Source organism: Paenibacillus sp. FSL K6-0108 (assembly GCF_045040695.1).
In the GTDB taxonomy this organism is placed as follows: domain Bacteria; phylum Bacillota; class Bacilli; order Paenibacillales; family Paenibacillaceae; genus Paenibacillus; species Paenibacillus pabuli_B.
This window is the reverse complement of sequence record NZ_CP150288.1, coordinates 2,135,647-2,162,150: the sequence shown is the minus strand read 5'-3', so window position 1 is coordinate 2,162,150 and position 26,504 is coordinate 2,135,647. Positions and strand designations below refer to the sequence as shown.

Genomic DNA, 26,504 nt, shown 5'->3' with positions numbered 1-26,504 from the left:
TTAATATTAGTTCTGCATGACAAAATCTTGTTGAATGGCATTATTCTCATCAAATGTCCGCAGGATGTCATATCGTGTGTTACGCTGTGCCGGAATATAACCTGACTCCCGAATCAGTTGCGTAATTGAATTAATGTTGACTTTATAGGTCGCACCTGCAGCAGATACCACGTTCTCTTCGATCATGGTACTACCAAAGTCATTGCAGCCAAATTCGAGTGATTTTTTGCCAACTTCAGGTCCCATCGTAACCCATGAGGATTGAATGTTTTTGATGTTGTCCAATACCAATCGACTGATCGCTACCGTCTTCAGGTACTCTTCTGGCGTCTGACGCTCCAGCTTCAGGTTTGTATTATCCGGTTGGAATGTCCAAGGAATGAACGCCAGGAATCCTTCGGAATCATACTTGTTCGCAATGCACTCATCCTGAGCTTCACGTACACGAAGCAGATGCAGTGCGCGCTCTTCCATCGTTTCACCAAGGCCGATAACCATCGTTGCTGTTGTGTTCATACCGATACGGTGAGCTGTCTGCATAACGTCCATCCAATCGCGCCATGAACCTTTCAAACGGCTGATTTTGCGGCGTGTACGGTCATCCAGGATTTCGGCACCACCACCAGGCAGGGAATCCAGTCCCGCTTCGTGAATCGCACGTACAACCTCTTCCAGAGTAAGACCGTCGGACACTTCAACCATTTTCATAATTTCGGCCGGAGAGAAGGAGTGCATCGTAATATTAGGGAAACGCTCCTTGATTGCTTTGAGCAAATCTGTGTAATAGCTAAACGGCAGGTTTGGATTCGTTCCACCTTGCATCAAAATCTCGGTACCATTCACGTCTTCGGTTTCTTGAATCTTCTGGAAAATGACTTCATCGGGAAGTACATATCCTTCGTCAGAGCCAGGTCTGCGGTAGAAAGCACAAAAACGGCAGTACACATCACACACGTTCGTGTAGTTGACGTTACGCCCAATCACAAAAGTTCTGTATGGTTCGGGATGCAAGCGTTTTGTAATCACATTGGCGGCTGCCCCGATTTTGTCTACTTCATTTGATTCAAACAGCTGAATCGTGTCTTCCAAGTCCAAACGTTCGCCCCGAAGGGCTTTATCTAAGATACGGTCTACCGTACTCATCGTAAAAAAGCCTCCCTCATGAAGAGAAAATATAATCACGATCCGTCCCAACTTGTTCATATAGATGAAAGTTTTGGTGGCAACATCGCATTTCTGTACTCCACATATCGTAACACAGGTTACATGTGAAAAAAAGCACCTTATGAGCAGGTGCTTTAAAAATTAATAAAAATGTTTACATATGCCATCTAATTCATTTCTTTTTCGGGCACGCTCTAACACCCGTATTTCAATACAGCGGACTCTACGTATCCTGAAGTGCCTGATCCAGATCTGCAATCAGGTCATCGATGTCTTCCAGACCAACCGAGAAGCGCAATAATCCGTCAGTTATGCCCCGATCACGGCGAACCTCAGCCGGCATAGCCGCATGAGACATCATCGCAGGATAAGACAGGATACTTTCCACCGCACCCAAACTCACGGCAACAATTGGCAATTTCACACGGTTAAGTACTGCCTTGGCCCGATCTCCTGAACCTACGTCAAACGATACAACAGCCCCATATCCGCTTGACTGACGTTCGTGAGCTTCACGACCGGGATGATCCAGCAGCCCCGGATAAAATACAGCCGTAATATCACTACGTCCACTAAGCCAAGCAGCCAGCTTCGCTGTACTTTGTTCACTGTGTGCCATGCGCGCACCCAAAGTTTTCATACCACGCATCAGCAGCCAGGATTCTTGAGCCCCAAGCACGGTTCCAAGTCCATTCTGCAATTGTTTGAGCTGTCTTCCCAGTGAATCCGTTCGAGCAACGGCTAAACCTGCCAGCACGTCACTGTGTCCGCCAAGAAACTTGGTGGCACTATGTACGACAATATCCACCCCAAGCTCGATCGGACGTTGGTAATAAGGCGTCATGAAGGTGTTATCAAGAATGGTGATTAACTCCTGTTCCTGTGCCCAGGCGGTGACTGCAGCAATATCCGTAATCCGAAGTGTCGGGTTGGATGGTGTTTCCATATATACGGCCTTCGTGTTCGGTTTGAGCGCTGCCTTTACTTCCTCAATGTTGGTCATATCTACAAAGGTAGTCTCGATCTGCATCCGGCTCAAAATCGAAGTAAGCAGTCGATATGTTCCTCCATATACATCCTCTGTCACAATCATGTGATCCCCTGCAGAGAACATCATGAACACACTGGAGATGGCAGCCATGCCTGAAGAATAAGCGAAACCACGTGCCCCACCTTCCAATAATGCGATGTAATCCTCCAATGCCTGACGAGTGGGATTACCCGAACGACTGTAATCATGTTGAGGTGGATTAAAAATATCAAAATGATGGAATGTGGAGGCCTGATAAATGGGTACGCTGGAAGCCCCGGTAGTTTTATCGATTTCGTCACCGAAATGCAGCAGCTTTGTATCGAATTTCAGGTCAGAATGAACATTCCGTTCACGATTGTTGTCATTATTGTTTTGCTCACTCATGATGCGCTCCCCCTTCTATCTCCTGCTGTGCAGCTGTGAGTGCATTGCCCAGATCGGCAATCAGATCATCGGCATGCTCGATCCCTACAGAGAAGCGCAACAAACGGTCATCTACACCTACAGCATCACGAATCTCAATCGGAATATCCGCATGAGTCTGTACCGCAGGATAAGTCATCAACGACTCTACACCCCCGAGACTTTCTGCAAAAGCAATCAGCTTGATGTGACGGAGTAACGGTTCAACATAACGAGCATCCTTTACTTTGAAGGAGAAAATGCCTGTGTTTCCGCTGGACTGTTTATTCTGTATTTCGAATCCGGGATGATCCGACAAACCTGGATGATACACTTCGGCAACGGCTGGGTGCTCCAAAAGGTACTTGGCAATTGTCAAGGCATTATACTCATGCCGCTCCATACGAAGAGCAAGTGTTTTCATGCCTTTCATCAGCTGATAGGAGTCGCTAGGAGACAACACTGCGCCAATGGAATTGTGCAGGAATGCCATTTCGGCCGACAATTCTTCCCCTTTGGTAATAATCAATCCGGCAAGTACGTCATTATGACCACCCAGATACTTCGTGGCACTATGGATGATGATATCTGCACCAAGTTCAATTGGACGCTGGAAGAACGGAGTTAACAGTGTATTATCCACAATGGTCAGCAAGTTGTGGCTCTTGGCCCAAGAGCAAACCGCTTCCACATCTGTAATCATCATTAGTGGATTGGTTGGTGTCTCGATGAATACCGCTTTTGTATTCGGTTGTCTGATATTTTCCAGAGCCGCAAGATCATTGGTATCCACGTAACTTGCCGTCACACCAAATCGAGACAGGATGCGTTCAAGCAAACGATACGTTCCGCCGTATAGATCCAATGATACAATCAGATGATCTCCTTGTCCGAATAACGCAAAAATCGTTTGCAAAGCGGCCATGCCGGAGCTACAGGCAAACCCTGCATCACCGGATTCCAACGCTGCCGCTGCTTCTTCCAACACTTTACGGGTTGGGTTGGTCGTACGAATATAATCAAATCCAGTGCTTTGTCCAAGCTTCGGGTGGCGAAACGCAGTGGACTGATAGATCGGAAAATTGATGGCGCCCGTTACCGGTTCATTGACAGACCCGATCTGGGCCAATCGGCTTTCGATTTTCAACTTGTTGTCTTCCATTGCTGCATCCTCCTGTAATCACAATTAGATTTGCGGACCAATATCGTAAGGGGTTTCCTGATACACATAGTAATTGAGCCAATTAGAGAATAATAAGTTTGCATGGGCCCGCCAAGTGGCCGGGGGAACACGGGAAGGATCATCGTTCGGGAAATAATGTCTAGGCAGCGCAATGTTCATGCCTTTAGCTGCATCCCGGTCATATTCCCATTTCAATGAAAGCGGATCATACTCGGCATGTCCGGTTGCAAAAATCTGTTTGCCGTCTTTGGTAGCAACTAAGAAAATACCTGCTTCCTCTGATTCAGCCAATATTTCAAGGTTATCATTTTTTTCAATATCTTCACGACGCACTTCCGTATGGCGGGAATGCGGTACGTTGAATACTTCATCGAATCCGCGCAGCAGCTGCACATTGGATCTGTTGATCGTATGTGAGAATACACCGAAACATTTTTCATCCAAGGGAACTTTGGGAACTCCGAAATGATGGTATAAACCCGCTTGGGAAGCCCAACATATATGCATAGTCGAAGTCACATTGGTTTTGGTCCATTCGAAGATCTCTTGGATTTCCTTCCAATAGTTCACGTCTTCAAAGTCCATTTGCTCTACGGGAGCGCCTGTAATGATCATGCCGTCAAAACGGCGGTGTTCGATCTCATCAAAGGTTTTGTAGAACAAGTCCAAATATTCTTGGGACGTGTTCTTGGACGTATGAGACTTCGGATGAACCAGAACGATATCTACCTGAATGGGTGTGTTACCCACCAGACGAAGCAATTGGGTTTCTGTCGTTTCCTTTGTGGGCATCAGGTTTAATATAGCGATACGTAGTGGACGAATGTCCTGCTTATAAGCAGATGTCTCGTCCATGACAAAGATGTTCTCTCCTGCGAGTACTTCCTTGGCAGGCAGTGCGTCTGGAATTTTGATTGGCATGGTGGTTCTAACTCCTCCTTGTGCATAAATAGATGCAGCCACTGTAGGTGTGATACGACCCGCATCCGTACAGTTATAGGCTGCCATGAGCTTGCATGCAGGCGCTGGATTGCAACCACATTGCTGGCGGCAAGCTCAAGTTCCTTAGCGAAAATCACTGCTGAGAAGCCGGTGCATATAACAAAGACCTTCCTCGGATTCCGAGAAAGGTCATATGTAAATAGATATGCGCCTCTCTCATCTCTCAGTTACAACAGTGTCACTTGGACACTTGGTCGCTGCAAGAATTAGCACCGTGCGGTATACCGCCGGTTGCCGGGTTTCATCGGGCCAGTCCCTCCACCTACTCTTGATAAGATTTCGCTTTATTTAATTGTAAAAACTAGTGTGGCTCAACGTTTACTTTAAAACATTAATTCCCTCACGTCAAGATGTAGTTCAATGTCTGTTCCTCAGGATCGGAACCGTTCATCATCCACTGTCATACACTGCTCCAGAGCGCGAAATCGACACATTTTTGCGCTTGAAAGGACCCTTTACCAGCGGTATACTAGACAAGTGTTGCAAAACCTTATGTGAGAGGTGACATATTCAATGGATGGCGACCCGAGGCCTGACTGGCAGCCGAATTCCGACAAACTGCATAGAGAACTGATATCAGCATGCCGGCAGCGGGACGTTACTTCCGTTTGATTATAGAGCGAACGCAGTCCTGACTTCCAGGCACTCCGCTGCCGACCGGCTGATCTGTTCTTTTTGCGCCCATATTGATGAAATCCGCCATTTGGCGGGTGCAGAAGGAGTAGATGAACAATGAAAATCCGGTTGGTAAATAACGGTGTATTTATTCCGGTGGACGACATTCAGCAGGCGCTGACTCCACCAGCGGAGGGATTTTACTGGATTGATGCGGACGTAGACGATTTGGCGGTACTTCAACCGCTGTTCATGATGCATGATCTGGCCGTGGAAGACTGTTTGAGTGACGAAGAACAACGTCCGAAGATTGAAATTTATGAGAGCCATTATTTTATTGTAATTAATAGCATTCGTTTTGATGATGAAGAGATTTTTTTACGTGCCGTCAACTTGTTCCTTGGCAGGCACTTTATTATCAGTGTGACCAAACAGAAAGTTAGTGAATTGCGGACGTTGAAACCGATCCTGTGGGAACAGGAAATCAGTACGCCGGATAAGCTGCTGTATCTGCTGGTTGACTTAATTGTTGATAATTATTTCACCGTCGGTGACCGAATCGAAGCACGCATTGAGAAGCTTGAAGAAGACATCCTGATGCATACCAAGAAATCTCATCTGAACGAGATTATCGGGCTGCGCAGTGAGATTTTATGGCTGAAGAAAGTGCTGGGGCCTCAGAAAGAGGTCATTAACACACTCAATAAAAAAGATCTGCGTCTTATTGATGATCAACTGCAGAAGTATTTCAGTGACATTTATGAGAATGCTGTGAAAATATCCGAAACCTTTGAGACGTATCGCGACTTGATGGGGAACTTGCGAGAAGCTTACCAATCCAGTATCGCCAACCGGGCGAATGAAATCATGCGTGTGTTCACCGCCATTACCACGGTGTTCATGCCGCTGACCGTTATCACGGGCATCTATGGGATGAACTTTACGAACATGCCTGAGCTGAACTGGAAGTATAGTTATTTTGTGGTCATTGGCCTGATGGTTACACTGGGCCTGAGCATGTTCTTTATTTTCCGCAAAAAAGATTGGGTCTGAAATTGCAAAGACGAAGCGCTCCACATCTGGAGAAACGCCTCGTCTTTTTTTATCTTCCTTTTACTGCATGACAACTACCGTCCTATTTTCAATCTAGCCCACATTCTGCTCCGTCTCTGTGTGACGACGAAACCGGATGCGAATCATGCGCAGTCTTTCGTAGACCTGCTCCAGATTGCTCCCGCCAGGCTTCTCTTCTCCATACACCTTATGTAACACGGGCTTCAGAAAGTTATCTCCCAGCTCCTCATAGGCACTCCATACCGCCTCTTGCTCCTCATCGGGCATAACAGCAAGCTCAGCATCGAGTAGACAATCTGTGTCATACCCCTCCAAATCCAGTGTCTCCAACAGCTCAATCAGCTCCCGCCGGGACAATCCGGAACGATTCACGATTTCCTCAAGCGTATCCCCTTCCTTCATGCCTTCGAGAACCTGCTTGCGTGTCGTAAATCTGTCTAGCTCCTGCTTGTATTTCTGCTCTCTCTGTTTATACAGCCAGCTCTCATATTCTTGTTCCTTCAGAACCGTGTACACCCAATCTAGCGGAAAAGATGTGGAACGTTCCAGTCCTTTCGTAAGCTCCATCCATTCAGCTCCGTACTCGGAAGCCTTGCTCTCTCCTACGCCAGGCAATTGCATCAATTCATCGATGGTTTGTGGAACAAATGCACTGATCAGGCGCAGCAACCGATTCGTTGCAATAAAATAGGGGGCTTTCCGGTCAGATGCTGCTCTCTTCCTGCGCCATATACACAGATCCATATACAGCTCCTCATTGCCATATAATTCACTGTAACAATGAAGACGCTGGCCGCCATAACTGCGTGACTTCAAATCATCATTTTCGTGAAATAAACCCCGCAGCAACGGACGGTAGCCTTCACCCATCTGTATGGCTAGCTGATGACGGTAAACGTGTAGGAGTTCATCCCACGAGCTTCCATAATACCAGGTAGCATCCGTACGGTCCCCTGCCTCATATTGGCTCCACCCCAGATGCCACTCCCCTTCTTCTTCACCGATCCACAGCTGGGCATGCTCTTCATTCTGACCTGACATTCTGGATAATCTGTTCATGAAAATGACTTCCATTTCTTGTCCCTCCTTCAAAAGTTCAGCTCCACACAGTCTGTATTGTGCTATCTTAATAAGCACAAAAAAACACCTCTCCTGCAAAATGCTTGCAAGAGAGGTGCTTCCTCATTAACCGTGCTATGCTGTTGCTCATATATTACCACAATGGAAAAATTCGTCAACTGCTTGTTTGTAAAGCTATTTACTTGTTCAAAGCCAACTTCGCCAGCGCAAGTGAACCACACAGTCCCGCATTATCGCCAAGTCCTGGTGAAACAACGTACTGGTCAATTTCAGACTGAAGTGCAGGATGCTGAACGTACCCAGCGAGCAACTCCTGAAGCTTGCTGCGAACCATCTGGAACAGATGCTCTTGCTTCATCACACCGCCGCCCATTACAATTTTCTGCGGAGTGAGGATCAATACATAATTCATCAGGGCATGTGCCAGGTAATGTGCTTCAATCTCCCAGGCCTTGTGATCAGCTGGCAGTTCATAAGCCGGTTGCTCCCAACGTTTATTGATGGCAGGACCTGCCGCAAGACCCTCGAGACAATCTCCATGATACGGGCAGAACCCTTCATATGTATCTTCGGGATGTCTGCGAACGATGATATGCCCCATCTCTGGATGCGATAATCCATGGACCATTTTGCCACCTACAACAGCACCTGCACCGATACCCGTTCCAACCGTAATATACAGACAGCTATCCAGGCCTTGTGCAGCCCCCCAGGTTGCTTCCCCAAGTGCTGCACCATTAACATCCGTGTCGAACGTCATCGGCACATCAAAGTGCTCTTTGAGCTTGCCGATCATATTGTACTGTCCCCAATGAGGCTTAGGTGTTGTTGTGATGTAACCATAAGTCGGGCTTCCTTCAATCGGATCAATGGGACCAAATGAACCCACACCCAAAGCTTCAATGCCTTTACCTTCAAAAAAAGCGATCACTTGTGCCATCGTCTCTTCCGGTGTTGTCGTTGGAAAGCTTACGCGTTCAAGTACTTCTCCTTTTTCCGTACCAATACCACATACAAATTTGGTTCCTCCAGCTTCAATTGCGCCTAAAATCGTCATGTTAGTCACACTCCCAAGTAGTTTAAAATTAAATGGATCTTCGAAACTGTTCTCTGAATAGCGGCAAGATTAATTCTGTTCAGCAGCTTCGAGCTTCGCCAATCGCTTCAATAAGGTCTGCTTCCAGCTATCGGATAGCGTTGGAATGGCCATCAGAGCACGCATACCAGCGGCATCCTGCTTCCCTTGATGCATAATTCGATTAGCTTCCAGAATGGTCATTGATGCAGGGTCCGTGCTGAGCCGTCTGAATATTGCAGAAGGCGTTACCTCCCCCTCTTGCAACACCCGAAAATAAAATCCGGTATGCCCGCTATCCTGAAAATAAACAGGCAGCTCTTTGTAATCATACCTTGCACCAAGCTTGAAGCAAGGTTGTCTTGGTTGGCTGACCTGTACCACGGCTTCCCCCAATTCATACACATCGCCAATCCGGACTTCGTCCTCCATACAGCCTTGAACGGTCAAATTCTCACCACAAGCCCCCCAGTCCAGCTTGCGATCCATCAGTTGTTCAAGTGCCGGATAACGACTGTAATCGTATACACAAACTGCCTTATCCGGTCCGCCATGATGCACCAGATCGGCCTGAGCATCCCCTGTCATTCCGGTGAATGACAGGAAGACCGGGCTGGAAATGGGATGTTTCACGATGCCGCTCATCACTTCACGCTTCTGGCCAGGCAATGCCTGGGGTTCCCCCACGTTTACAGCTAATACAGCTGTTTTGCTTTCATCTGGCTTTCGATTGTGTGTGAGTGTCACCTGTTCATACCTCCCATATTAGTTTTCTTTTAACGAACAGAACCACCAAAAACAAGTGTATTACTTAACAAGCGGCCTGGGGAAGTAAGCATTTTGCCGCCAGCATACATACCAGAAGATGCACCACCATCCAGGTTCATTGCCTGCTTGGCACCGAGCTTCTGCATGACAGCAGCCCATTCCTTAATCGTCGCTCCTGGCACGGTAGCCAACATAACCGAACCGTCAGCCATAATGGCAATACCGCTTCTTGCGCCGGAGGCATTGAGAATTTTGGTATCCTTGAAGCCCTCACTCACTGGATTTACGGCAACTTTGCCGTCTTTCACCAGACGTGGACCCGCGCCCACAGCGGTGACTACATCTTGCCAAGGAATCTCCTTGCCTGCTGCATTGGTGTATTTATAATTCATCTCTACAGTTGATCCAACGGTGAAGCGGTCCGACGAAGATTTCTGATTGCCCATGAAGACCAGCACCGAGCCATTCTTCGGAATGGCTACATTGGTATTCGGTACTTTCTTGGTGACAATCCCTTTCTCCATCACAACGGCCGTACCTCCTTTGAATCCAACTGTGGATCCCCGCTCTGGCGTGTATAACATCGTAATACTCGCATTCGCGGAGGGTGTTCGATTGATAAAGGTCGCATACCAACTGCGTGATTTCCCCTCTGGATCGGTTACTTTACCCGTCAGATTCACTTGAAGTGAATCCATCATGGCTGAGCCATCTTCCTTAAATCCGATCGTTGTTCCGTACCTTCCAATATGTATAACCTTGCCGTTTGCTATTAACATACCATATGGATCTGGGGCTCCGTTATAAGCTTCAAAAAATGCTCCGTTAATGGCCGCTTGCGCGCCATAAGCTTTGACAATCGAAGGTAATGTTGCGGTCTGACCAACCTGCTTCTTCGCCAGTCCTACAGTAACTGGTGTACCTTTGGGAATACTAACCGTCTGCACGGTAAAACTGCGTCCTGCTGCTTTTACTTTTTGTACTTTGGTGCTAATTGCCGCTTTGGCATCGGCAGTCTGTGGAGCACTCACCGATCCTGAAAAGATTACAGGCAAAGCAAGGACGAGGGCCATAGCCCCTGTCCACCACTTTTTGCCCGTCCGTTTTGTCTGCATGCTGCTCACCCTATTGCCACTCCCATCCAAGAGCCCAGGCTCTTCATCTCAAGTTGTTCGAACTTGTCCATCACCACATCCGGGTCAAGACGCAATTCACATACATCCAGTGCACAAGCTACCGGAACTGCACAGTGAATCTCTGCCAGTTTACGAGACAGATGAAGCATGTCGAGATCATTCTCAATTTTGTTGCGTACCGAAGGAGTAAGCTTATCCATATTATTCAAAATACCTTCAATGGAGCCAAACTCCTGCACAAGCTTCAAGGCCGTCTTCTCTCCAATGCCCCTTACCCCAGGATAATTGTCACTGGCATCACCCATTAGACCTTTCATGTCAATGACTTGACGAGGTGTCAGTTGTTTCTCTGACATTAGGGATTCAGGTGTATACACCATATAATTGCCATGACCTTTTTTCATAATAATAATGCTTGTGCGGTCATCAATCAGCTGCAGCATATCGTGGTCACCCGTAAGTACCATCACGTTCATATCCGTCTGCTCGGTATAGTACTTGGCAAGTGTACCGATGCAATCATCCGCTTCATATCCTTGAGCACCAATATTCGGAATGCCCAAACTATCCATCACTTCGCGAATCAGAGCAAACTGAGGAATCAGATCATCCGGGGCTTCCGGACGGTTTCCCTTATATGCTGCATACTCTTCACCGCGAAACGTCTTGCCCCCCATATCCCAACAGCATACGACATGACTTGGCCCAAAGGTCTGAACCGCATCCCAGAAATAACGGATAAATCCGTATACTGCGTTGGTTGGCACGCCTGCCTTTGTACGTCTGATATATCCGCTTGCAGATGTTGCATAGAATGCACGGAACAACACCGCCATACCATCTACCAGCAACAAAGTAGGTTCATTACGTTGATTCACTTGAATTTGTTCTCTCCTGTCCTGTATATAGCAAATAAAATATCGAACTAATTCTATCATTATAGCATAGTTCCGCCAAGGATCGAGCAGCCAAAAAAGCCCTGAATTTTGAACATTCAGAGCCTTTTTCACCTTGGTTCATTTAACAATCAATGAAATCATTCATCTATAAATTACGCGTTGTTCCATTCCTGCTCATACGTATCTTCCTTGAATCCGACGGTTACTTTGTGACCATCCGTAACAATTGGACGTTTAATCAGACGACCATTGGAAGCCAGCAAACGGATCTGCTCTTCTGTGGACAACCCTGGCAGCTTGTCCTTCAATTGCTGTTCCTTGTATACTTCCCCACTCGTATTGAAAAACTTCTTCACTTCAAGTCCGCTCTTCTGAATCAACTCCGTTAATTCTGCTTCGGATGGTGGCGTTTCAAAAATCGGGATTAATTCCAGCTCATGCCCCTGAGCTTCCAGCCATTTTACCGCTTTGCGGCACGTGCCGCATTTGGCGTATTGATATATTTTCAGATTGCTCATCGTTACTAGTCCTCCAAAATTGCTCAGGTTTCGACTTCTCGCTTCCCTTGGTTTGCTTCGCAAATCCAAAAGTCGCTCCAACCCGATACCATCGCAATGTAATTTTAAACCTCAAACCTTTTGGCGAATAAAAAAATGTCCATTCGGCCTTAGGATCAAAAACCCTAAAACACATAAAATTTTACAACCTTAAAAAATTCAACCTTAGCCTTCGGCATTTTGTTCGGGTGCAGCTTGCATCCCTCACACGGGTTAAGCTAACTAGCCATTGACATACAGCAAAGACACAATGCACTGAAATCCGCACACAGCGCGAATCACAGGCCGTTTGACAGATTTTCAAAACACTTCTCTAGGGAATGCCTCGGCATCCAAACGTGCCTCCAGGGAAGCCATATCAGCGGGCAACGGGGCTTGGAACGTCATTCGACTTTGCATAATGGGATGGTCAAACGACAGCTCACATGCGTGCAATGCCTGACGTGCAATCCAAGTATCTCGTTCTTCCCGAACAGCCATGGTCTGCTCATCGATCTCATGCACAGGAAGGGTCTTGTACATCCGGTCCCCAATTAACGGGCAGCCGATCGATGTCATATGCACCCTTATTTGATGGGTCCTGCCGCTCTCCAGCTTCAGGCTCACTGCACTGGCACTTCCACCCGCCCACCTTGCGACTGTCGTGTATAACGTTCTTGCCGCATACCCGTCAGGTGTAACGATTCGACGATGTGGTTCTTCGGGATCACGATCAATCGGGCCATCAATGGCCCCCTCTTCTTGGGCAGGACTACCGTGTACAAAGGCGATATATTGTTTATCCACCGTTCCTGCGATCATCTGCTCAGACACATGCTGGTGCACATATGGATTTTTCGCGATCGCCAGCACACCTGATGTTTCCTGATCCAGTCGATGAATCGGTCTAAAGCGAAAACGCTCGCCTTTAGATTTCCAATAATGGACAACTCCATTTGCCAATGTACCTGTGTAATGCCCATGTGTTGGATGTACGATGACCCCAGCATCCTTGTTCACGATAAGTAAGTACTCGTCTTCATACAGAATTGTAAAAGGAATTGGTTCAGGTAAAATATCATCCGACTCTTCCTGTTCCATCCGGACTTCCAGGACGTCTCCTGCGCTTACTTTGACGCTGATGTATACCCGTTCGCCATTCAACATAATTCCCTGCTCTGTGAGTTTGAGTCTCGACAGGAGCTTGCGCGAAACCTGTAGACGGCGCTGAAGCACGGTCTTCAGCAGCCAGCCATCTTCATGTACGGGAACCGTGTAAGTAAGTGGTGAGTAATAACCGCTCATTCTTTGTCTTTGCGGCGGAATACTTTTTTGCTCCGCACATACTCAATGTCAGCAACCTGTTGTCTTGCATTGGCAGTCCGTGCAACAACGAAGAAATAATCAGACAAACGGTTCAAATAACGTCTCACGGAAGGGTTAATATCCGTATGCTGTCCAAGGGTTACAGCGCGACGTTCAGCACGGCGGCATACTGTACGGCAGACATGCAATGTGGAAGAGAGTAAACTACCCCCAGGTAAAATAAATCGTTCCACTTTCGGATTTTCCGCATCATACTGATCAATCCACTGCTCAAGGCGGGTGACCATTTCATCCCGTACTTTATATTTGGTTTCGCTGATTTTTACAAAGGCCAGATCGGACCCGCAATCAAACAATTCTTGCTGAATTTCGAGCAAATGTTCACGCAAATCTTCAAAATCCCCATTTGCTTGATCAATAAAACTGATGGCCTGCCCAACAAAACAGTTCAGCTCATCAATTGTACCGTAAGCTTCGACACGATCATCATCCTTAATGACCCGTCCACCGATAACAGAGGTCTGCCCCTCGTCACCTGTTCGTGTATATATGCCCATTGTAATCCCTCCTATTGGTAGTATCATTCACATGGTAGAACGCTGGGTTAACTAAGAGAACATGCCCTTCTAGAGTATAACTTAACCAGTATACTTGACCTGCTATGAATACGGGAATGCTATTATTTTCAGAAACCAGTGAGATCCTTCACACGTATATATGATTTGGTGTACTCTGCCGAGTATACGCCAAATCCTTGCAAACCAAAAGTAGAGGAGACGAATATGCAAAACTGGATAACCGATTTCATGGAACAATACGGATACATAGGCATTGCACTTATTATTGCTCTTGAAAACGTATTCCCCCCCATCCCCTCCGAAATCATATTACCATTTGGCGGCTTCATGACCACCTACACCAGCCTGACCCTTCCTGGCGTTATTATTGCTGCTACCATTGGTTCTGTGCTTGGTGCTGTCATTCTGTATGGGATCGGACTGCTGATTGATGTCAATCGGCTGGAGAAGATTGTTGAACGTTGGGGTCATATTCTGCGGATCAAAAAAGAAGATATCCACCGTGTCGATGCATGGTTTGACAAATATGGAATGTGGACCGTACTATTCTGTCGCATGGTTCCCCTTGTTCGGAGCCTGATATCAATTCCTGCCGGCATGTCCAACATGAAATTTGGTCTATTCATTCTCTTCACCACTATTGGAACTCTGGCCTGGAATATTATTCTCGTCTCAGTTGGTGCGGCTCTCGGTGCGTCATGGGAGAGTATCCTGCACTTTATGGACGTGTACTCCCTGGTCGTATATGTACTTCTGGCGATTATTGTTGTGGGCTGTATCATCTGGTGGATCAGACGAAATAAAACTCGGAAATAAAGAAATGTACACACATAGCTTTTGTCATAATTTAAAGCCTCCGCACCAGCATTTGTGGTGACGGAGGCTTTTTGAGGCTTGTCTATCGTTTCATGTTATGAAATGCTAATCTTCGAATTGCAGCCCTCGATTTTTGAGATCAACAGCCAAACCAGATATCAACAGATACATCTGTTCCGAATGCGCCTGTAACGCTCGGTTAACCGATGCCATTCTTGCCGCAAAAATTCGTTCTTCCTCTGAAGGATACAAAGAACCGTGCATTTCATTGGTAATCACCAGCAGCTTTCCATGGTAGGAAAGAAGAGCGTCCAGCAACAATTGCGTTTCAGAACGCTGCTGATTCAGATCATCATTTGCCCTGAACCCTGCTGCCATCCATGCTGTCAGACTATCCACAATAACGATTCGCTGATCTGCAAGGAAGAGATTGGATTCCCGATTAATCTGGTGAAGCACCTCCGTCAGGTGCTGGCCGTTTCCAGCCTGGATGGCACGATAATGAGCGGATGGCAATTCCGGAATCACGGGATCATGATCTCCAGTGGATAAATAGATGCCCTCCCGGCTAATCCGAGCTGCGTATTCAAGCGCAAATCGGGTTTTACCACTACCCAGGCCGCCTGTGACCGTAATTAGCAATCCACTCCCCTCCTTCAGTAGCCATACTAGATTGCACTTACTCTGTCAGCGCCTTCAGCACTTTCTTGGATTCTTCGACATTGGACGCTGAAACTGGAATGGTCGCAAACAGATTTTGCGCAGCATAATCTACATCTTTGAACATTTGCATGTCTTCCAGTGGAATGCCATAGAGATGTGATTCTGTCTTAATATCTGAACCGTCATCTCCTTCACCCTTTTCAACTAGGACCCCGCCTTCAAAAACACCGCGCTTATACTTCTCCGGATCAAATGTATCATCAAGCGGAATATTGGAGCCGTTACTTCCGTACTGCTTCATATCAGCCTCAGGCAAAATGAAAATATCATGTCCACCGGCTGCATACTCTACCATAATTTTCTGAACATCATACATTGCACTGGTGATTACCTCCACCTTGGGTTCCTCGCCCAGCTTCTGCTGCAAATTAGCTTGCAACTGTTCCGAGATCACGGATGGATTTCCTTGGTTATCAATAATAAAAATTGTAAAACCGTCCTTACCGCCACAGCCAGCAAGCAGAAAAATCATAGAAATAATTGCGGTAAGCCCCCAAAATCTCTTCATTCCAGTTCCCCCTTTAGTCTCCTATGTACAATATATCACAATTGTTGCACGCAAAAAAATAACCCTGCTTATCCAAAGCAATCTGTTCATAGCGCAAAAAAAGACCCCTTAAGGGTCTTCTTTGATTCACAATAAGCGTAACGTTTCGATTCAACGAAAAATTATTTTCCTTTAATCGGATTAGCCTTCATGTATTCATTAATCTTCAAATCTAGCAAACTGCTAATTTCAATTACAATATCGGATGTGAATGATTTCTCTTCAAGGAATATCTGTTCCATCTTGCGGCGTAGCATATGGATCTCATCTTCCAAGGAAACGTTATGCAAAGATGCGTGATCCGGTTTCACCGACCATCGGTCGCCATGATCGCCTTCTGCCAAATAATGCCCACGATTAGTCGGTAAATCATATTCAACACAAAACAAAGCCAACCCCTCCTTGGAAAATTAGTTTCCAAATACAAGAAAAACATATTTCAAATTGAAATTATATCACAATATTTTGTAAAAGAAAGTTATTTTTTTCTAGTTTGAAGAAACTTTATGTCGATCAGAAGCTTCTAATCCCTATTAACCCTCTTTTTGCAGTTTGTAAACAAAGTTTCCGATTCGTTCCAATGCTTCATTCAATTGGGTCACAGATGTTGCATAGGAACAACGAAGAAATCCTTCTCCTTGCGGACCAAACACATTACCCGGAACAGCAGCCACTTTATTTTCAGTTAGTAGACGCTCGGCAAAAAGATCCGAACTCAGCCCTGTCTTCTGGATACTAGGAAATGCATAAAATGCTCCCTGGGGTTCATGACAGTCCAGTCCAATATCCCTAAACCCTTGCACAATAAGGCGTCTGCGCTGATTATAGGATTCAACCATTCGATCCTTCTCACCCAAACCGTTTGTCAATGCCTCAAGCGCGGCCACCTGTCCCATGGCAGGAGCACACATCACCGTATACTGATGAATTTTGAGCATGGCTGCAATCAGTTCTGGATGTCCACACATATACCCGATTCGCCAGCCGGTCATCGCAAAAGCCTTCGAAAAACCACTAACCAAAATGGTACGTTCCTTCATATCCGGAATCGAAGCGAAACTAACATGTTTTTGCGTATAGGTCAGCTCAGCATAAATCTCATCCGCGATGACGATCAGATCATGCTTTTTGATCACTTCAGCAATAGGCAACCATTCTTCATAGGTCATGATGGCACCTGTCGGATTGCTCGGATAACATAGGATAAGCACCTTGGACTTCGGTGTAATTCCCGCTTCCAACGCTTCAGCAGTCAGTTTAAACTGATCCTTCGCATACGTTTCTACACCAACCGGTACACCGCCACCAATCGAAGCGATTGGAGAATATGCCACATACGAAGGTTCTGGAATCAGAATCTCGTCTCCGGGTACGATTAATGCACGTAATGCCAAATCAATGGCTTCACTGCCACCAACGGTAACGATGATTTCGTTCTTTGGATCATACTTGGTATCAAATTGAGTATCCAAATACTCGCTAATGGCTTCCCTCAGTTTCGGCATACCCGCATTGGACGTGTAACTGGTCATACCTCTTTCGAGTGAATATACACATGCTTCACGCATATGCCATGGTGTTACAAAGTCAGGTTCACCTACACCCAGTGTGATGATGTCCTTGTTATCGCCAACCAGATCAAAAAATTTACGTATGCCGGATGGTGGTATCTGTTGAACCAAAGGTGCCAGATACGAAGTCATTTTCTTGTTTTTTCCTGTTGTCTGTTCATTCACTATCATGACGCATCTTCCTTTACGGCGAGATCATGAGACGGTTGTCTTCCTGATGGTCTTCAAAAATAATCCCGTCCTGCTTATATTTTTTAAGAATAAAATTCGTTTTGGTTGAAAGTACAGAGTCAATCGGAGACAATTTCTCCGATACAAAATTAGCGACTTCACGCAGATTGCCACCTTCTACTTCTACGAGCAGATCATATGCACCTGACATGAGATATACCGATTTCACTTGCGGATACAGGTAAATGCGTTCTGCGATCCCTTCGAAGCCACGACCTCGCTCAGGCGTAATCTGTACTTCAATCAAGGCTGTTACTTTCTCATCATCAATCTTGCTCCAGTTCACAACAGTTGCGTATTTCACAATAACGTGGTCCTGTTCAAGCTGTGTCACGGCGTTCTTGATATTATCTTCCGACTCCCCCAGCAGCGTCGACAGCAGTGCGGGAGTCCTTCTCGCGTCTTCCTTCAACAAATCCAGAACTTTTAATTGCAGATCGTTCAGATCCTTCATGTCTTTCCCTCCAGCGTCATCCAGGTTCCTGTAAATGAATTAATACTTATATTACATGAATTCAACGATCATGCAAAGACAAAAACCGCCCGCCCTGAATTCGGGCAAGCGGTGGTATGGTCAGTAACAGTCGCCTGCTTCAAACCATAATTACAAAGGTTACATGTAATAAGGGTTACCGTAATTCGCCTGATGCTGTGGCACATTGGGCGCCTGACTGTAGGGACTGGACTGCGTATTCTTTTCCTGAACGAATTGCTGGCACTTCTGTTGGGTCTGGTGGGCCGATTGAATCTGCTTGTCTACATCCTGTCGCAATGCCTTCGAACCTACCGAATACATGTTGCTTTGCTGCAACACATTGAACAGCTCACCTTGCAAACGGAGTGTATCATTGGTCAAGTCCGTGAACATCCGACGTGTGATTGGACAGGAAGCTTCGGTGGTTGCTGTCGTATATTCGCGCGCGGTTCGTCTTAAATCCGCAAGAATCGACTTCAACAAATCCTGCTCCTGCATAAATGATCCATTAGAAGATTGAGAATACACAAGGTTTCCTCCTATACGAGTAGATTCGGTTTCTATTACTGCGCTTGAGTGGGAGCAATAGATTGATGTTGCTGCAGAGCGTTGACGAGTGTGTTCAGATGCTGTTCATGGGAACGAACATAGTGATTCAGTGCCTGCTGAATTTGCGGATGTTGTGAGATGGAAGCTGTGGCGGCACACTGCTTGATGAGCAGTTCTTCATTGGATATTGAATCCGCAATATAATTCAATTCTTTCGGACTCAGCGGTTGCATGGATTGATTCTGCATGTCTCGTTGACCTCCTCGGCATAAAGTTTATGCGCAATTATTGTTAACCCGGTCACTCAAAAGTATACAAACGTTAATGACAAAGGAGATGTTAATCATGGATCTGGTCTATGGCACACCTTTCTGGCCTTCCACTTTTACTACAAGTCCCACCTACCCCCCGCTCGAAACGGACATCTCGTGTGACTGTCTGATCATCGGTGGTGGAATGGGGGGCGCACTGACTTCCGAATTGCTTACGGAGCGTGGAGTTAATACGGTTGTTATCGATAAGAGAAAGATTGCACATGGCAGCAGCTCAGCCAATACAGGTCTTTTACAATACACAAACGACAAAACACTAACCTCCTGTATTCATACCTTTGGCGAAAAGACAGGCGTTCGCTTCTATGAATTATGTCGTGAAGCGATGCAGAAGCTCACCCAAATTGCAAACAGGCTGGATACGGATCCCTGGTTTATTCCGCGCAACAGTCTCTGTTTAGCCAGCAGTATTGATGATCTAGCCAAGGTGGAGGAAGAATATCAGACGTTGAAGCGCTATGGCTTTGAAGCTGAACTGTGGAATTCCGACAAGATCAGCAGGTATTTTCCTTTCAGCAAACCTGCAGCACTGTATACGTTGGGGGATGCCGAAGTGAATCCGTATCGCTTTGTTCATGCCTTGTTTGAATCTGCGAGCAAACGAGGCGCACGAATCTATGGACAAACGGAGATGATTCATTGTGAATTCGATGATGATGGTGTGCTGTGTTATACCTCAGATGGTAAAATTCGTGCCAGTAAGGTTATTTTTGCTACCGGTTATGAGACACAGGCCATCAAAAGAGATCAAGGAGCCTTCCTGCAAACCACCTATGCTATTGCTACTAAACCGCTGCCAGACCTGAAGGAATGGTATGGGCACAGCATGATTTGGGAAACAGCACGCCCTTACCTGTATATGAGAACAACACCAGACGGACGGATCATTGCCGGAGGTCTGGATGAAGAGATACCGAAGGAAGATCAGCGTGAGATTCGGGCAAAACACCGGGGAGATACACTCCTGGAAGAAGTCCGCTCTTATTTCCCGTTGGATGGTCTTGAAGTCGATTATGCCTGGGGTGCCGTGTTCGGAAATACACATGATGGGCTTCCGTTTATCGGGCCACATCCCGAATATCCACATTCTTATTTTCTAGAGGGTTATGGTGGTAACGGGACAGTGTACAGCATGTTTGCCGCTTCTATTTTGGCCGATGCTGTTGCAGGAGTTAAAAATGAAGATATGGAACTTTTCTCATTAAATAGAACGAGTAAGCCTACTCCTGTGTAGCCACAATTCAATAAATAAGGGTACAGCTCAGGATTAGATCCCTGAACTGTACCCTTTTCCTATGCCGATGGTTTTTACTGATCCGGATGTACTAACATTTTGCGCATGAATATCCAGCCAATAAGTGGGAATGCCCCAAGCGCCACAATAAGCCAGGTTAACGTTTGTAACGATGGACCGTTCATGACAGTCAGAATAAATACAGCGAGTCCGAATAAACGACCGACCATTAAACACAGCTCCCTTAATACGACAAGTTCAACCCTTTTCTCTACATTTTCGCCGCTCGTTCCCATCAAGTCGAATCCTGCCGAAATCATCGGCAAAATATACAACGGCATCGACAAGGCTGAACCGATTCCCATAATCAAAAGCGTGCCATAGCTAACTTTCCATAATAAAGGAATCAATACGATGAATAACAATATCGCTCCGGCCAACATCCCCCTGGACCTGTATTGCGGTTTAAACCATTTTCCTGCAACCCAGTAACTGACCAGAGCTACGGCAGAAGTGATTAACGAGAACTGCCCAAGCTTATATTCCTGCTTCGTAGCTATATAGACGAGCAATGCAATCAGAAAGGCAAATACACCCTCTCGTACGCCTTGGGCAAACAATCCAATGCCAAGCGGTCTCCATGGACTATCTTTGGCAGATAGCTGTCGCCAGGGTTCAGACCACCGGTATGTGCCGCTGACCTCCCTTTTTTTCAGAAAAAAACTGAACACGACAGCAATCACGTAGATCACCAGCGACACCGTAAAAATAAGACGATAACCCGAATTGTCAGCCATTCGTGAAATGATCAGACCTGAGAACCACGGACCGATGATGCCTGTCATGGAACCCAGTAAACCCACCCAACCATTGAACAGGTCCCTATTTTCCCGGTCAGTCACTTCAAAGTAAACCACATTAAAAGCAATCCAGAACAATCCGAGTGCACATCCCAACAAAATCCCCAAAGGCCATATCCAGTCAACCGCTTTTGGCCCGGCCCATAACACAAGCATGTAAAAAATACCTGATAAAGCCGTTCCCAATCGCAGCGCATTCATTTTGTTATGTTCCTTGACCCACTTTCCTGCAAGCCAAAACGTGAGTCCGAGTGCAATTTGCTGACTGATCGTGAACCATCCCAGCATGGCGTAGTCCGGACGACTTTTCCACAGATACACATTAAGAAACGTACCCGACAAAGCTCCGGCTAACACAAACAATCCATTCACGCCTAGCAGCAGAATGGATTGTCGGCCCAGAGAAATTTTCATCTGCTCCCTCCTTATTCCACCTGAAGTCAGCACTTCACAGGCAAGGTCTCAGGGTTAACGTACCCCAAGCTGAAGGAAAACATGATGAATTTCCTGAAATATTATATTTTCACAATGTTATATTACTCCCTTATTTCCGGGCACTCAAATTCTGGATCAGACGCAGACGGTCATCCTCGGACAAGCTATATTGAACCTGGAAGCAGCCAGAGCATACATACATTTGTACAGAGAATGGAGCATCCAGCAGCGAGTCCGTACCAGACACTGCATTGGCAACAGGATTGAACGTATCTTTGGTTGCCTTCTGTGTGCCTGTGAGAATCATGAATTCACGGCAGTGTGGGCATTCGGGCACTTCTTCTTGCAGATCAAGCTGCTTTTCCACGCCTTCTTCGTATTGAATCAGATCATTGCCCTCATCTGCGTACTTCGTCAATGTACGAAGCTCCGGCAATTTCAGCTCTACTTCATCTCCCCATAGATTAGCAAGATCCGTAGTTTGTTCATCGTCCTCAACATCATCCATATCATAGATGTCTTCCTCGGCTTCACCGTTCTCTTCATCACCGATATTAATGTTTAGTGTACGGTATCCCTTTAATTCATTGTGACAGTAGGGGCATTCTTCTTCCGGACCTAGCTCCTCATCCCATACAATCTCCGTGTGGCACCATGGACATACTGTTGGTTCCATATTGAATCAACCTTTCTCTTTCAGATAATCATGTGTTCAACACATATATGACGCCTATGGCAAAAAATACAATCGATGCAGCAAACAGAATCCGTATCAATATTTTCATGAACGGTCCCCCTACATGATGCTCGCGCCAATAACAAATGACAACGAGACGGAAATAATCATGGATATCAATCCAACGGCCCGGTTATCCGCTTCAATCTCCTTGTCTATGGAGAAAACCGGTGTCAGAAACTCGAATAGAAAATAGGCAATGAGCAGAAGGACAAATCCTACAAATGACCATGTCATAGCTTCATACACCGATGATTTCGCCTGAATGCAGAAATGAAGCACGTTGCAGATTCCAAAGATTTTTCCTCCTGTAGCCATCGCAACCGCCACATTACCTTTCTTAATTTCATGCCAGCATTTGTACTTGGTTACCAGTTCAAAGCAAGCCAGAAATACAAGCAGCTCCATAATCGCTACGGAGAAAAATCCGAGCACCATCCCCAAGGGATGAGACAGCAATTCGTCAATCGTCCCTTTCACTCACCGTTCCCCTTCCCCATTCTGCTGCCTGAACTCAGTCAGGTGGCAGAACTTCTTTGATTCCTGGTCGGGCTATTCCAATTCTGCGACGGTCACACCGTTTCCGCCTTCTCCGTAATTGCCCAGCCGGTAACTTTTTATATGTCTATGCTTACGCAGGTAATCCTGAATACCGGAACGCAAAATTCCTGTTCCTTTACCGTGAATAATATAAACCTGACCCAGATTAGCAAGGAAAGCTTCATCGATAAAACGATCTGTCTCCATCAAGGCTTCTTCCAGATTTGTTCCCCGCAAATCCAGTTCACTTTTCACATTGTCATCGCGAGTTCGTTTCACACCGGTTACCGGTTTCTGCTTCGGTTTGGCTTCTGCTGGTGCAGACTGCTGTAGTTCAAGGTCATTCAGGGATACTTTCATTTTCATGATCCCCAATTGAACCACGGCATCCTTAGTGCCTGACATCTCCACCACATGACCTTTTTGATTCAAACTGTAGACAAGAACTTCATCGCCCGGTCCGATGGCCCGAGACTTCGTTGCCGTAGAAGTGCGCTTAACCGTCTTCTTGCGTTTCTCAGGTTCAGCTTCATCAAGTTGTTTGCGAGCAGCAATAAGTTTGTGCTCCTTCACCGATGCGCCTTCTTCCATGGCAAGCTGGCGAAGATCAGCTATAATCTTCTCAGCTTCAGCTCTGGCCTTATCCACAATGTTACGAGCATCTTCTTCGGCTTTTTCAATACGACGGTCACGCTGTTGCTCCAGCTTCTCCAGTTCGGCTTGATGACGGCTGCGCAGTTTCTCCATATCCTGACGCAGACGCTCCGCACTCTCACGTTCTTGCTCCGCGGTAAGCCGGTTTTCTTCCAGGGAAGCAATCATATGCTCTACGCGCTGGTCTTCCTCTTTCACTTCGCCGCGCGCATAATCCAGAATGTATCCTGGCAGTCCCAGTCGCTCTGCAATTGCGAACGCGTTACTGCGTCCCGGCACACCGACGAGCAGTCGGTAGGTAGGGCTCAGTGTATTAACGTCGAATTCCATGCTGGCATTAATAACACCTTTGCGCTCATAAGCGTAAGCTTTAAGCTCACTGTAATGCGTTGTTGCTACCATGCGGCATCCGGTCTGATGCATATGCTCCAGAATGGAGATCGCCAGCGCAGAACCTTCTGCCGGGTCAGTACCTGCCCCAAGTTCGTCGAGCAGCACCAGACTTTTTGTCGTCATGTTTTTCAATATTCGAATGATATTCGTCATATGGCTGGAAAACGTACTCAGGTTCTGTTCAATACTCTGCTCGTCACCAATATCCGCGTAGATCGCATCAAATACACACAGCTGGCTGCCATCTTCCGCTGGAACAAACAAACCAGACATTGCCATGAGGCTCAGCAATCCAATGGTCTTGAGCGTAACGGTCTTACCACCCGTATTGGGACCCGTTACAATAATGGACGTATAATCGTTGCCGAGTTCAATGTCGGTTGGCACCACATTTTCAATTGAGATCAGCGGATGACGCCCCTTCTTGAGCTTGATGAATCCGCGATCATTCATGCGTGGCAATGTGGCTTTCAATTCACGGGCAAGACGTGCTTTGGCAAAAATAAAATCCAAAGATCCCAGCAGGTCAACATCGTACAATAACCACTCTGCCTGTTCGCTCACAAGTGCCGTTAATTTCTGCAGAATCACTTCAATTTCGCGTTCTTCCCTGATTCGGGTTTCACGCAATTTGTTATTCATCGCAACAATGGATTCAGGTTCAATAAACAGCGTTGCTCCTGAGCCGGATTGATCATGTACGATACCACCAAAGTACGAGCGATACTCCGATTTTACGGGAATAACAAAACGGTCTCCCCGGATTGTAATCAGTTGGTCCTGCAGCATTTTGGAAACTGTCGAAGAACGAATCATCGAATCCAGTTTCTCACGAATCCGTGCTTCACCACCGCGCAGCTCACGACGAATCTGCGCCAGAGTTACACTCGCGCTGTCTGAGACCTCGGCATTGTCATCAATACAGATACGAATCGCATCTTCAAGCGTTTTTTGCTCAGATAACTGATCACTGATATAGAAAATGGATTCCACCTTTTCGTCTTCATGGAGCGCGGCAATCTGACGTTTCAATCGACGTGCTGCCAAGGTGGTGTTGGAAATTCCTAGTAACTCATGTGGATTTAACGTCCCACCTATTTCGGCACGTTTAATGGAAGCAGTTATATCCACAATTCCCCCAAATGATGGAGAACCTTTCAGACGATCAAACGTAAAAGCTTCATCCGTTTGCTGAAGCAGTCTCTTCACTTCTTCCAGTTCACTGATCGGCTCCAATTGTTCCGCTTTCTTTTTTCCCATCGTAGTCTGGGCAAAGCTTTGCAATGTATTTAAAATTTTGCGGTATTCCAATGTGTGTAATATTTTCGTGTCCAAGTGTACAACTCCTTCCAAACTATAACTGTATTATAACGAAAGAAACTTTCTAGCGCTATTTAACGAATCCTTCCATACATAACTTGCAACATGGCGCCGCAAACTACAGGTGTCAGGATTGTGCAACCTCGCCAACTGAACAGGATGTACAATGCTCAATCCGATCTGAAAAAAGGAGGTATAACGCCATGAATTTTCTGGGACATGTCGTGCGATTTATCATCGCCGCGATTGTATTAATGGTCGTCAGCTGGATCGTACCCGGTTTCACCGTCGGCGGTTTCTGGAGCGCACTGATGCTCGCTCTGGTTATTGCTCTGCTTGGCTGGGTTATTGAAGGCATCTTCGGTAAAAGGGTTAATCCTTTTGGCCGTGGTATTGTCGGCTTCATCGTCAGTGCACTGGTGATCTGGATTGGTCAATATATCGTTGATCATGTGCATGTCAGTCTGCTTGGTGCTGTTCTGGCTGCATTGGTCATTGGGATCATTGATCTGTTCATCCCGGTTTCCACCCCTTTTGATGCCGGAAGAAGATCCAAAGATCACGCATAGGCTCCAACGTGTTCCTCCCATAGGCTTTCCCTAAACCTCTGATGGCTTAAACGCCTGATGAGGTTTATTTTTTTTAGATTACGTACATTGCTGATGTTCAAAAAAACGACATAGGCAGCATGTACAGGCATCGTTAATATGCGGTATGATGACTGGAGAAATCATTCAAATTTTATCCATATCACGCTTTTTAAGGAGGCATATGATGAAGAAAAGCATGGCATGGCTTGCCGCTTGTATGTTAATTCTGGTCCTTGCTGCATGTGGAGGAACTGGACAATCCGCAGAATCCAACGACGAGTCCGATTCAGGCGTAACTGCAAGCGAAGAACTGGTAATCAAAGCAAGCAACTATGAATTTGACCAACCTGAATATCATTTAAAAAAAGGTGTACCGGTTAAAATTGTCTATGAGAATACAAACGGCAACCATGGCGTTCTCGTGCCTGAACTGAACCTTCGGCTGGATATCAAGAACAGTTCGAAAGTAATTACTCCTGACAAAACAGGGGAATTCGAAATGTCCTGTTCAGTCTACTGCGGAAGCGGTCACGGCGGTATGATCTCCAAAATTATTGTAGAAGAATAATGTTCAAGACAAGGAGCCCCCGTACCGACGGGAGCTCTTTCTTCATTATAACAAATTGT

General features: G+C 46.3%; 28 protein-coding genes and 1 riboswitch. Of the genes, 5 read left to right on the top strand and 23 right to left on the bottom strand.

The genetic code is table 11. The annotated features are described in order from the left end of the window. Nucleotides 1-6: 6 nt before the first annotated feature. From mqnC to metA, 4 genes are all read right to left on the bottom strand, one after another. A complete protein-coding gene (mqnC, locus tag MHB49_RS10055; protein WP_405156019.1) occupies nucleotides 7-1,143 on the bottom strand; it encodes a cyclic dehypoxanthinyl futalosine synthase in 1,137 nt (378 codons plus the stop codon). Between the two features lie 244 nt (nucleotides 1,144-1,387). Then, nucleotides 1,388-2,581: a trans-sulfuration enzyme family protein gene (locus MHB49_RS10050; protein ID WP_405156018.1), complete on the bottom strand. Its 1,194-nt coding sequence runs from the start codon at nucleotides 2,579-2,581 to the stop codon at nucleotides 1,388-1,390. Next, the gene (locus MHB49_RS10045; RefSeq protein ID WP_405156017.1) at nucleotides 2,574-3,761 is read right to left on the bottom strand and encodes an aminotransferase class I/II-fold pyridoxal phosphate-dependent enzyme; all 1,188 of its coding nucleotides are present in this window, start codon (nucleotides 3,759-3,761) and stop codon (nucleotides 2,574-2,576) included. The genes MHB49_RS10050 and MHB49_RS10045 overlap by 8 nt, the downstream gene beginning before the upstream one ends. A gap of 24 nt (nucleotides 3,762-3,785) precedes the next feature. Then, on the bottom strand, nucleotides 3,786-4,703 hold the full coding sequence (gene metA / locus MHB49_RS10040) for a homoserine O-succinyltransferase (protein ID WP_247901679.1): 918 nt from the start codon (nucleotides 4,701-4,703) through the stop codon (nucleotides 3,786-3,788). A 234-nt stretch (nucleotides 4,704-4,937) separates the two neighbouring features. Then, nucleotides 4,938-5,062, bottom strand: a riboswitch (SAM riboswitch). Nucleotides 5,063-5,516: 454 nt separating this feature from the next. Between metA and corA the strand changes: the two genes are divergently transcribed. Then, on the top strand, nucleotides 5,517-6,452 hold the full coding sequence (gene corA / locus MHB49_RS10035; protein WP_247901678.1) for a magnesium/cobalt transporter CorA: 936 nt from the start codon (nucleotides 5,517-5,519) through the stop codon (nucleotides 6,450-6,452). Nucleotides 6,453-6,545: 93 nt separating this feature from the next. Here the strand turns inward: corA and MHB49_RS10030 are convergent, their stop codons facing one another. The 8 genes from MHB49_RS10030 to MHB49_RS09995 form a co-directional block, all read right to left on the bottom strand. Continuing rightward, complete coding sequence (locus tag MHB49_RS10030) at nucleotides 6,546-7,547, bottom strand: HRDC domain-containing protein (protein WP_405156016.1); 1,002 nt, start codon at nucleotides 7,545-7,547, stop codon at nucleotides 6,546-6,548. Nucleotides 7,548-7,731: 184 nt separating this feature from the next. Further along, nucleotides 7,732-8,610, bottom strand: a complete 879-nt coding sequence (locus MHB49_RS10025; RefSeq protein ID WP_405156015.1) for an ROK family protein — start codon at nucleotides 8,608-8,610, stop codon at nucleotides 7,732-7,734. Nucleotides 8,611-8,679: 69 nt separating this feature from the next. Beyond that, nucleotides 8,680-9,375, bottom strand: coding sequence for an MOSC domain-containing protein (locus tag MHB49_RS10020; protein ID WP_405156014.1), 696 nt, complete (start codon nucleotides 9,373-9,375; stop codon nucleotides 8,680-8,682). A 29-nt stretch (nucleotides 9,376-9,404) separates the two neighbouring features. Further along, complete coding sequence (locus MHB49_RS10015; protein ID WP_405156013.1) at nucleotides 9,405-10,511, bottom strand: phosphodiester glycosidase family protein; 1,107 nt, start codon at nucleotides 10,509-10,511, stop codon at nucleotides 9,405-9,407. Between the two features lie 5 nt (nucleotides 10,512-10,516). Beyond that, nucleotides 10,517-11,410 (bottom strand): 5'-3' exonuclease H3TH domain-containing protein, encoded by an 894-nt coding sequence (locus tag MHB49_RS10010; protein ID WP_247901673.1) that lies wholly within the window; start codon nucleotides 11,408-11,410, stop codon nucleotides 10,517-10,519. 173 nt (nucleotides 11,411-11,583) lie between these two features. Further along, on the bottom strand, nucleotides 11,584-11,949 hold the full coding sequence (locus tag MHB49_RS10005) for an arsenate reductase family protein (RefSeq protein ID WP_405156012.1): 366 nt from the start codon (nucleotides 11,947-11,949) through the stop codon (nucleotides 11,584-11,586). Nucleotides 11,950-12,288: 339 nt separating this feature from the next. After that, complete coding sequence (locus MHB49_RS10000) at nucleotides 12,289-13,272, bottom strand: RluA family pseudouridine synthase (protein WP_405156011.1); 984 nt, start codon at nucleotides 13,270-13,272, stop codon at nucleotides 12,289-12,291. Next, nucleotides 13,269-13,850, bottom strand: coding sequence for a cob(I)yrinic acid a,c-diamide adenosyltransferase (locus MHB49_RS09995; protein ID WP_405156010.1), 582 nt, complete (start codon nucleotides 13,848-13,850; stop codon nucleotides 13,269-13,271). The genes MHB49_RS10000 and MHB49_RS09995 overlap by 4 nt, the downstream gene beginning before the upstream one ends. 225 nt (nucleotides 13,851-14,075) lie before the next feature. Between MHB49_RS09995 and MHB49_RS09990 the strand changes: the two genes are divergently transcribed. After that, a complete protein-coding gene (locus tag MHB49_RS09990) occupies nucleotides 14,076-14,687 on the top strand; it encodes a DedA family protein (protein ID WP_405156009.1) in 612 nt (203 codons plus the stop codon). Between the two features lie 105 nt (nucleotides 14,688-14,792). On the opposite strand, the gene MHB49_RS09985 is transcribed toward MHB49_RS09990, so the two are convergent. The 7 genes from MHB49_RS09985 to MHB49_RS09955 all read right to left on the bottom strand — a co-directional run bounded on the left by MHB49_RS09985 (nucleotide 14,793) and on the right by MHB49_RS09955 (nucleotide 19,031). Further along, nucleotides 14,793-15,329 (bottom strand): bifunctional adenosylcobinamide kinase/adenosylcobinamide-phosphate guanylyltransferase, encoded by a 537-nt coding sequence (locus MHB49_RS09985; RefSeq protein WP_405156008.1) that lies wholly within the window; start codon nucleotides 15,327-15,329, stop codon nucleotides 14,793-14,795. A gap of 37 nt (nucleotides 15,330-15,366) precedes the next feature. After that, entirely contained in the window at nucleotides 15,367-15,918 is a 552-nt protein-coding gene (locus MHB49_RS09980) for a hypothetical protein (protein ID WP_247901667.1), read from the bottom strand. A 161-nt stretch (nucleotides 15,919-16,079) separates the two neighbouring features. Continuing rightward, nucleotides 16,080-16,301: an aspartyl-phosphate phosphatase Spo0E family protein gene (locus tag MHB49_RS09975; RefSeq protein ID WP_323374397.1), complete on the bottom strand. Its 222-nt coding sequence runs from the start codon at nucleotides 16,299-16,301 to the stop codon at nucleotides 16,080-16,082. Between the two features lie 189 nt (nucleotides 16,302-16,490). Then, a complete protein-coding gene (locus MHB49_RS09970) occupies nucleotides 16,491-17,699 on the bottom strand; it encodes an aminotransferase class I/II-fold pyridoxal phosphate-dependent enzyme (RefSeq protein ID WP_282189454.1) in 1,209 nt (402 codons plus the stop codon). Between the two features lie 13 nt (nucleotides 17,700-17,712). Next, nucleotides 17,713-18,213: an Lrp/AsnC family transcriptional regulator gene (locus tag MHB49_RS09965; RefSeq protein ID WP_247901666.1), complete on the bottom strand. Its 501-nt coding sequence runs from the start codon at nucleotides 18,211-18,213 to the stop codon at nucleotides 17,713-17,715. A 159-nt stretch (nucleotides 18,214-18,372) separates the two neighbouring features. After that, nucleotides 18,373-18,762, bottom strand: a complete 390-nt coding sequence (locus MHB49_RS09960) for a spore coat protein (RefSeq protein ID WP_247901665.1) — start codon at nucleotides 18,760-18,762, stop codon at nucleotides 18,373-18,375. A 35-nt stretch (nucleotides 18,763-18,797) separates the two neighbouring features. Beyond that, the gene (locus tag MHB49_RS09955) at nucleotides 18,798-19,031 is read right to left on the bottom strand and encodes a hypothetical protein (RefSeq protein ID WP_247901664.1); all 234 of its coding nucleotides are present in this window, start codon (nucleotides 19,029-19,031) and stop codon (nucleotides 18,798-18,800) included. Between the two features lie 97 nt (nucleotides 19,032-19,128). Between MHB49_RS09955 and MHB49_RS09950 the strand changes: the two genes are divergently transcribed. Continuing rightward, nucleotides 19,129-20,349 carry an NAD(P)/FAD-dependent oxidoreductase gene (locus MHB49_RS09950; RefSeq protein WP_405156007.1) on the top strand — a complete coding sequence of 407 codons (1,221 nt, stop codon included), beginning with the start codon at nucleotides 19,129-19,131 and terminating at the stop codon, nucleotides 20,347-20,349. A 74-nt stretch (nucleotides 20,350-20,423) separates the two neighbouring features. Here MHB49_RS09950 and MHB49_RS09945 read toward each other — a convergent pair whose 3' ends face one another. From MHB49_RS09945 to MHB49_RS09930, 4 genes are all read right to left on the bottom strand, one after another. Next, a complete protein-coding gene (locus tag MHB49_RS09945; protein ID WP_405156006.1) occupies nucleotides 20,424-21,623 on the bottom strand; it encodes an MFS transporter in 1,200 nt (399 codons plus the stop codon). 130 nt (nucleotides 21,624-21,753) lie between these two features. Next, nucleotides 21,754-22,320, bottom strand: a complete 567-nt coding sequence (locus MHB49_RS09940) for a hypothetical protein (protein ID WP_247901661.1) — start codon at nucleotides 22,318-22,320, stop codon at nucleotides 21,754-21,756. A gap of 120 nt (nucleotides 22,321-22,440) precedes the next feature. Further along, complete coding sequence (locus MHB49_RS09935) at nucleotides 22,441-22,818, bottom strand: DUF350 domain-containing protein (protein ID WP_053780553.1); 378 nt, start codon at nucleotides 22,816-22,818, stop codon at nucleotides 22,441-22,443. Between the two features lie 114 nt (nucleotides 22,819-22,932). Further along, on the bottom strand, nucleotides 22,933-25,302 hold the full coding sequence (locus MHB49_RS09930) for an endonuclease MutS2 (protein ID WP_405156005.1): 2,370 nt from the start codon (nucleotides 25,300-25,302) through the stop codon (nucleotides 22,933-22,935). Between the two features lie 188 nt (nucleotides 25,303-25,490). Here MHB49_RS09930 and MHB49_RS09925 point away from each other — a divergent pair, with 188 nt between their 5' ends. Continuing rightward, nucleotides 25,491-25,856, top strand: a complete 366-nt coding sequence (locus MHB49_RS09925; protein ID WP_247901659.1) for a phage holin family protein — start codon at nucleotides 25,491-25,493, stop codon at nucleotides 25,854-25,856. A gap of 202 nt (nucleotides 25,857-26,058) precedes the next feature. Further along, the gene (locus MHB49_RS09920; RefSeq protein ID WP_405156004.1) at nucleotides 26,059-26,445 is read left to right on the top strand and encodes a cytochrome C oxidase subunit II; all 387 of its coding nucleotides are present in this window, start codon (nucleotides 26,059-26,061) and stop codon (nucleotides 26,443-26,445) included. The last annotated feature ends 59 nt before the right edge of the window (nucleotides 26,446-26,504 follow it).

Bases quoted from the DNA above. Each gene is read 5' to 3' on its own strand.
- mqnC (WP_405156019.1), bottom strand. From the start codon at position 1,143: ATGAGTACGGTAGACCGTATCTTAGATAAAGCCCTTCGGGGCGAACGT.
- MHB49_RS10050 (WP_405156018.1), bottom strand. From the start codon at position 2,581: ATGAGTGAGCAAAACAATAATGACAACAATCGTGAACGGAATGTTCAT.
- MHB49_RS10045 (WP_405156017.1), bottom strand. From the start codon at position 3,761: ATGGAAGACAACAAGTTGAAAATCGAAAGCCGATTGGCCCAGATCGGG.
- metA (WP_247901679.1), bottom strand. From the start codon at position 4,703: ATGCCAATCAAAATTCCAGACGCACTGCCTGCCAAGGAAGTACTCGCA.
- corA (WP_247901678.1), top strand. From the start codon at position 5,517: ATGAAAATCCGGTTGGTAAATAACGGTGTATTTATTCCGGTGGACGAC.
- MHB49_RS10030 (WP_405156016.1), bottom strand. From the start codon at position 7,547: ATGGAAGTCATTTTCATGAACAGATTATCCAGAATGTCAGGTCAGAAT.
- MHB49_RS10025 (WP_405156015.1), bottom strand. From the start codon at position 8,610: ATGACGATTTTAGGCGCAATTGAAGCTGGAGGAACCAAATTTGTATGT.
- MHB49_RS10015 (WP_405156013.1), bottom strand. From the start codon at position 10,511: ATGCAGACAAAACGGACGGGCAAAAAGTGGTGGACAGGGGCTATGGCC.
- MHB49_RS10005 (WP_405156012.1), bottom strand. From the start codon at position 11,949: ATGAGCAATCTGAAAATATATCAATACGCCAAATGCGGCACGTGCCGC.
- MHB49_RS10000 (WP_405156011.1), bottom strand. From the start codon at position 13,272: ATGAGCGGTTATTACTCACCACTTACTTACACGGTTCCCGTACATGAA.
- MHB49_RS09995 (WP_405156010.1), bottom strand. From the start codon at position 13,850: ATGGGCATATATACACGAACAGGTGACGAGGGGCAGACCTCTGTTATC.
- MHB49_RS09990 (WP_405156009.1), top strand. From the start codon at position 14,076: ATGCAAAACTGGATAACCGATTTCATGGAACAATACGGATACATAGGC.
- MHB49_RS09980 (WP_247901667.1), bottom strand. From the start codon at position 15,918: ATGAAGAGATTTTGGGGGCTTACCGCAATTATTTCTATGATTTTTCTG.
- MHB49_RS09970 (WP_282189454.1), bottom strand. From the start codon at position 17,699: ATGATAGTGAATGAACAGACAACAGGAAAAAACAAGAAAATGACTTCG.
- MHB49_RS09965 (WP_247901666.1), bottom strand. From the start codon at position 18,213: ATGAAGGATCTGAACGATCTGCAATTAAAAGTTCTGGATTTGTTGAAG.
- MHB49_RS09955 (WP_247901664.1), bottom strand. From the start codon at position 19,031: ATGCAGAATCAATCCATGCAACCGCTGAGTCCGAAAGAATTGAATTAT.
- MHB49_RS09950 (WP_405156007.1), top strand. From the start codon at position 19,129: ATGGATCTGGTCTATGGCACACCTTTCTGGCCTTCCACTTTTACTACA.
- MHB49_RS09945 (WP_405156006.1), bottom strand. From the start codon at position 21,623: ATGAAAATTTCTCTGGGCCGACAATCCATTCTGCTGCTAGGCGTGAAT.
- MHB49_RS09940 (WP_247901661.1), bottom strand. From the start codon at position 22,320: ATGGAACCAACAGTATGTCCATGGTGCCACACGGAGATTGTATGGGAT.
- MHB49_RS09935 (WP_053780553.1), bottom strand. From the start codon at position 22,818: ATGGTGCTCGGATTTTTCTCCGTAGCGATTATGGAGCTGCTTGTATTT.
- MHB49_RS09925 (WP_247901659.1), top strand. From the start codon at position 25,491: ATGAATTTTCTGGGACATGTCGTGCGATTTATCATCGCCGCGATTGTA.
- MHB49_RS09920 (WP_405156004.1), top strand. From the start codon at position 26,059: ATGATGAAGAAAAGCATGGCATGGCTTGCCGCTTGTATGTTAATTCTG.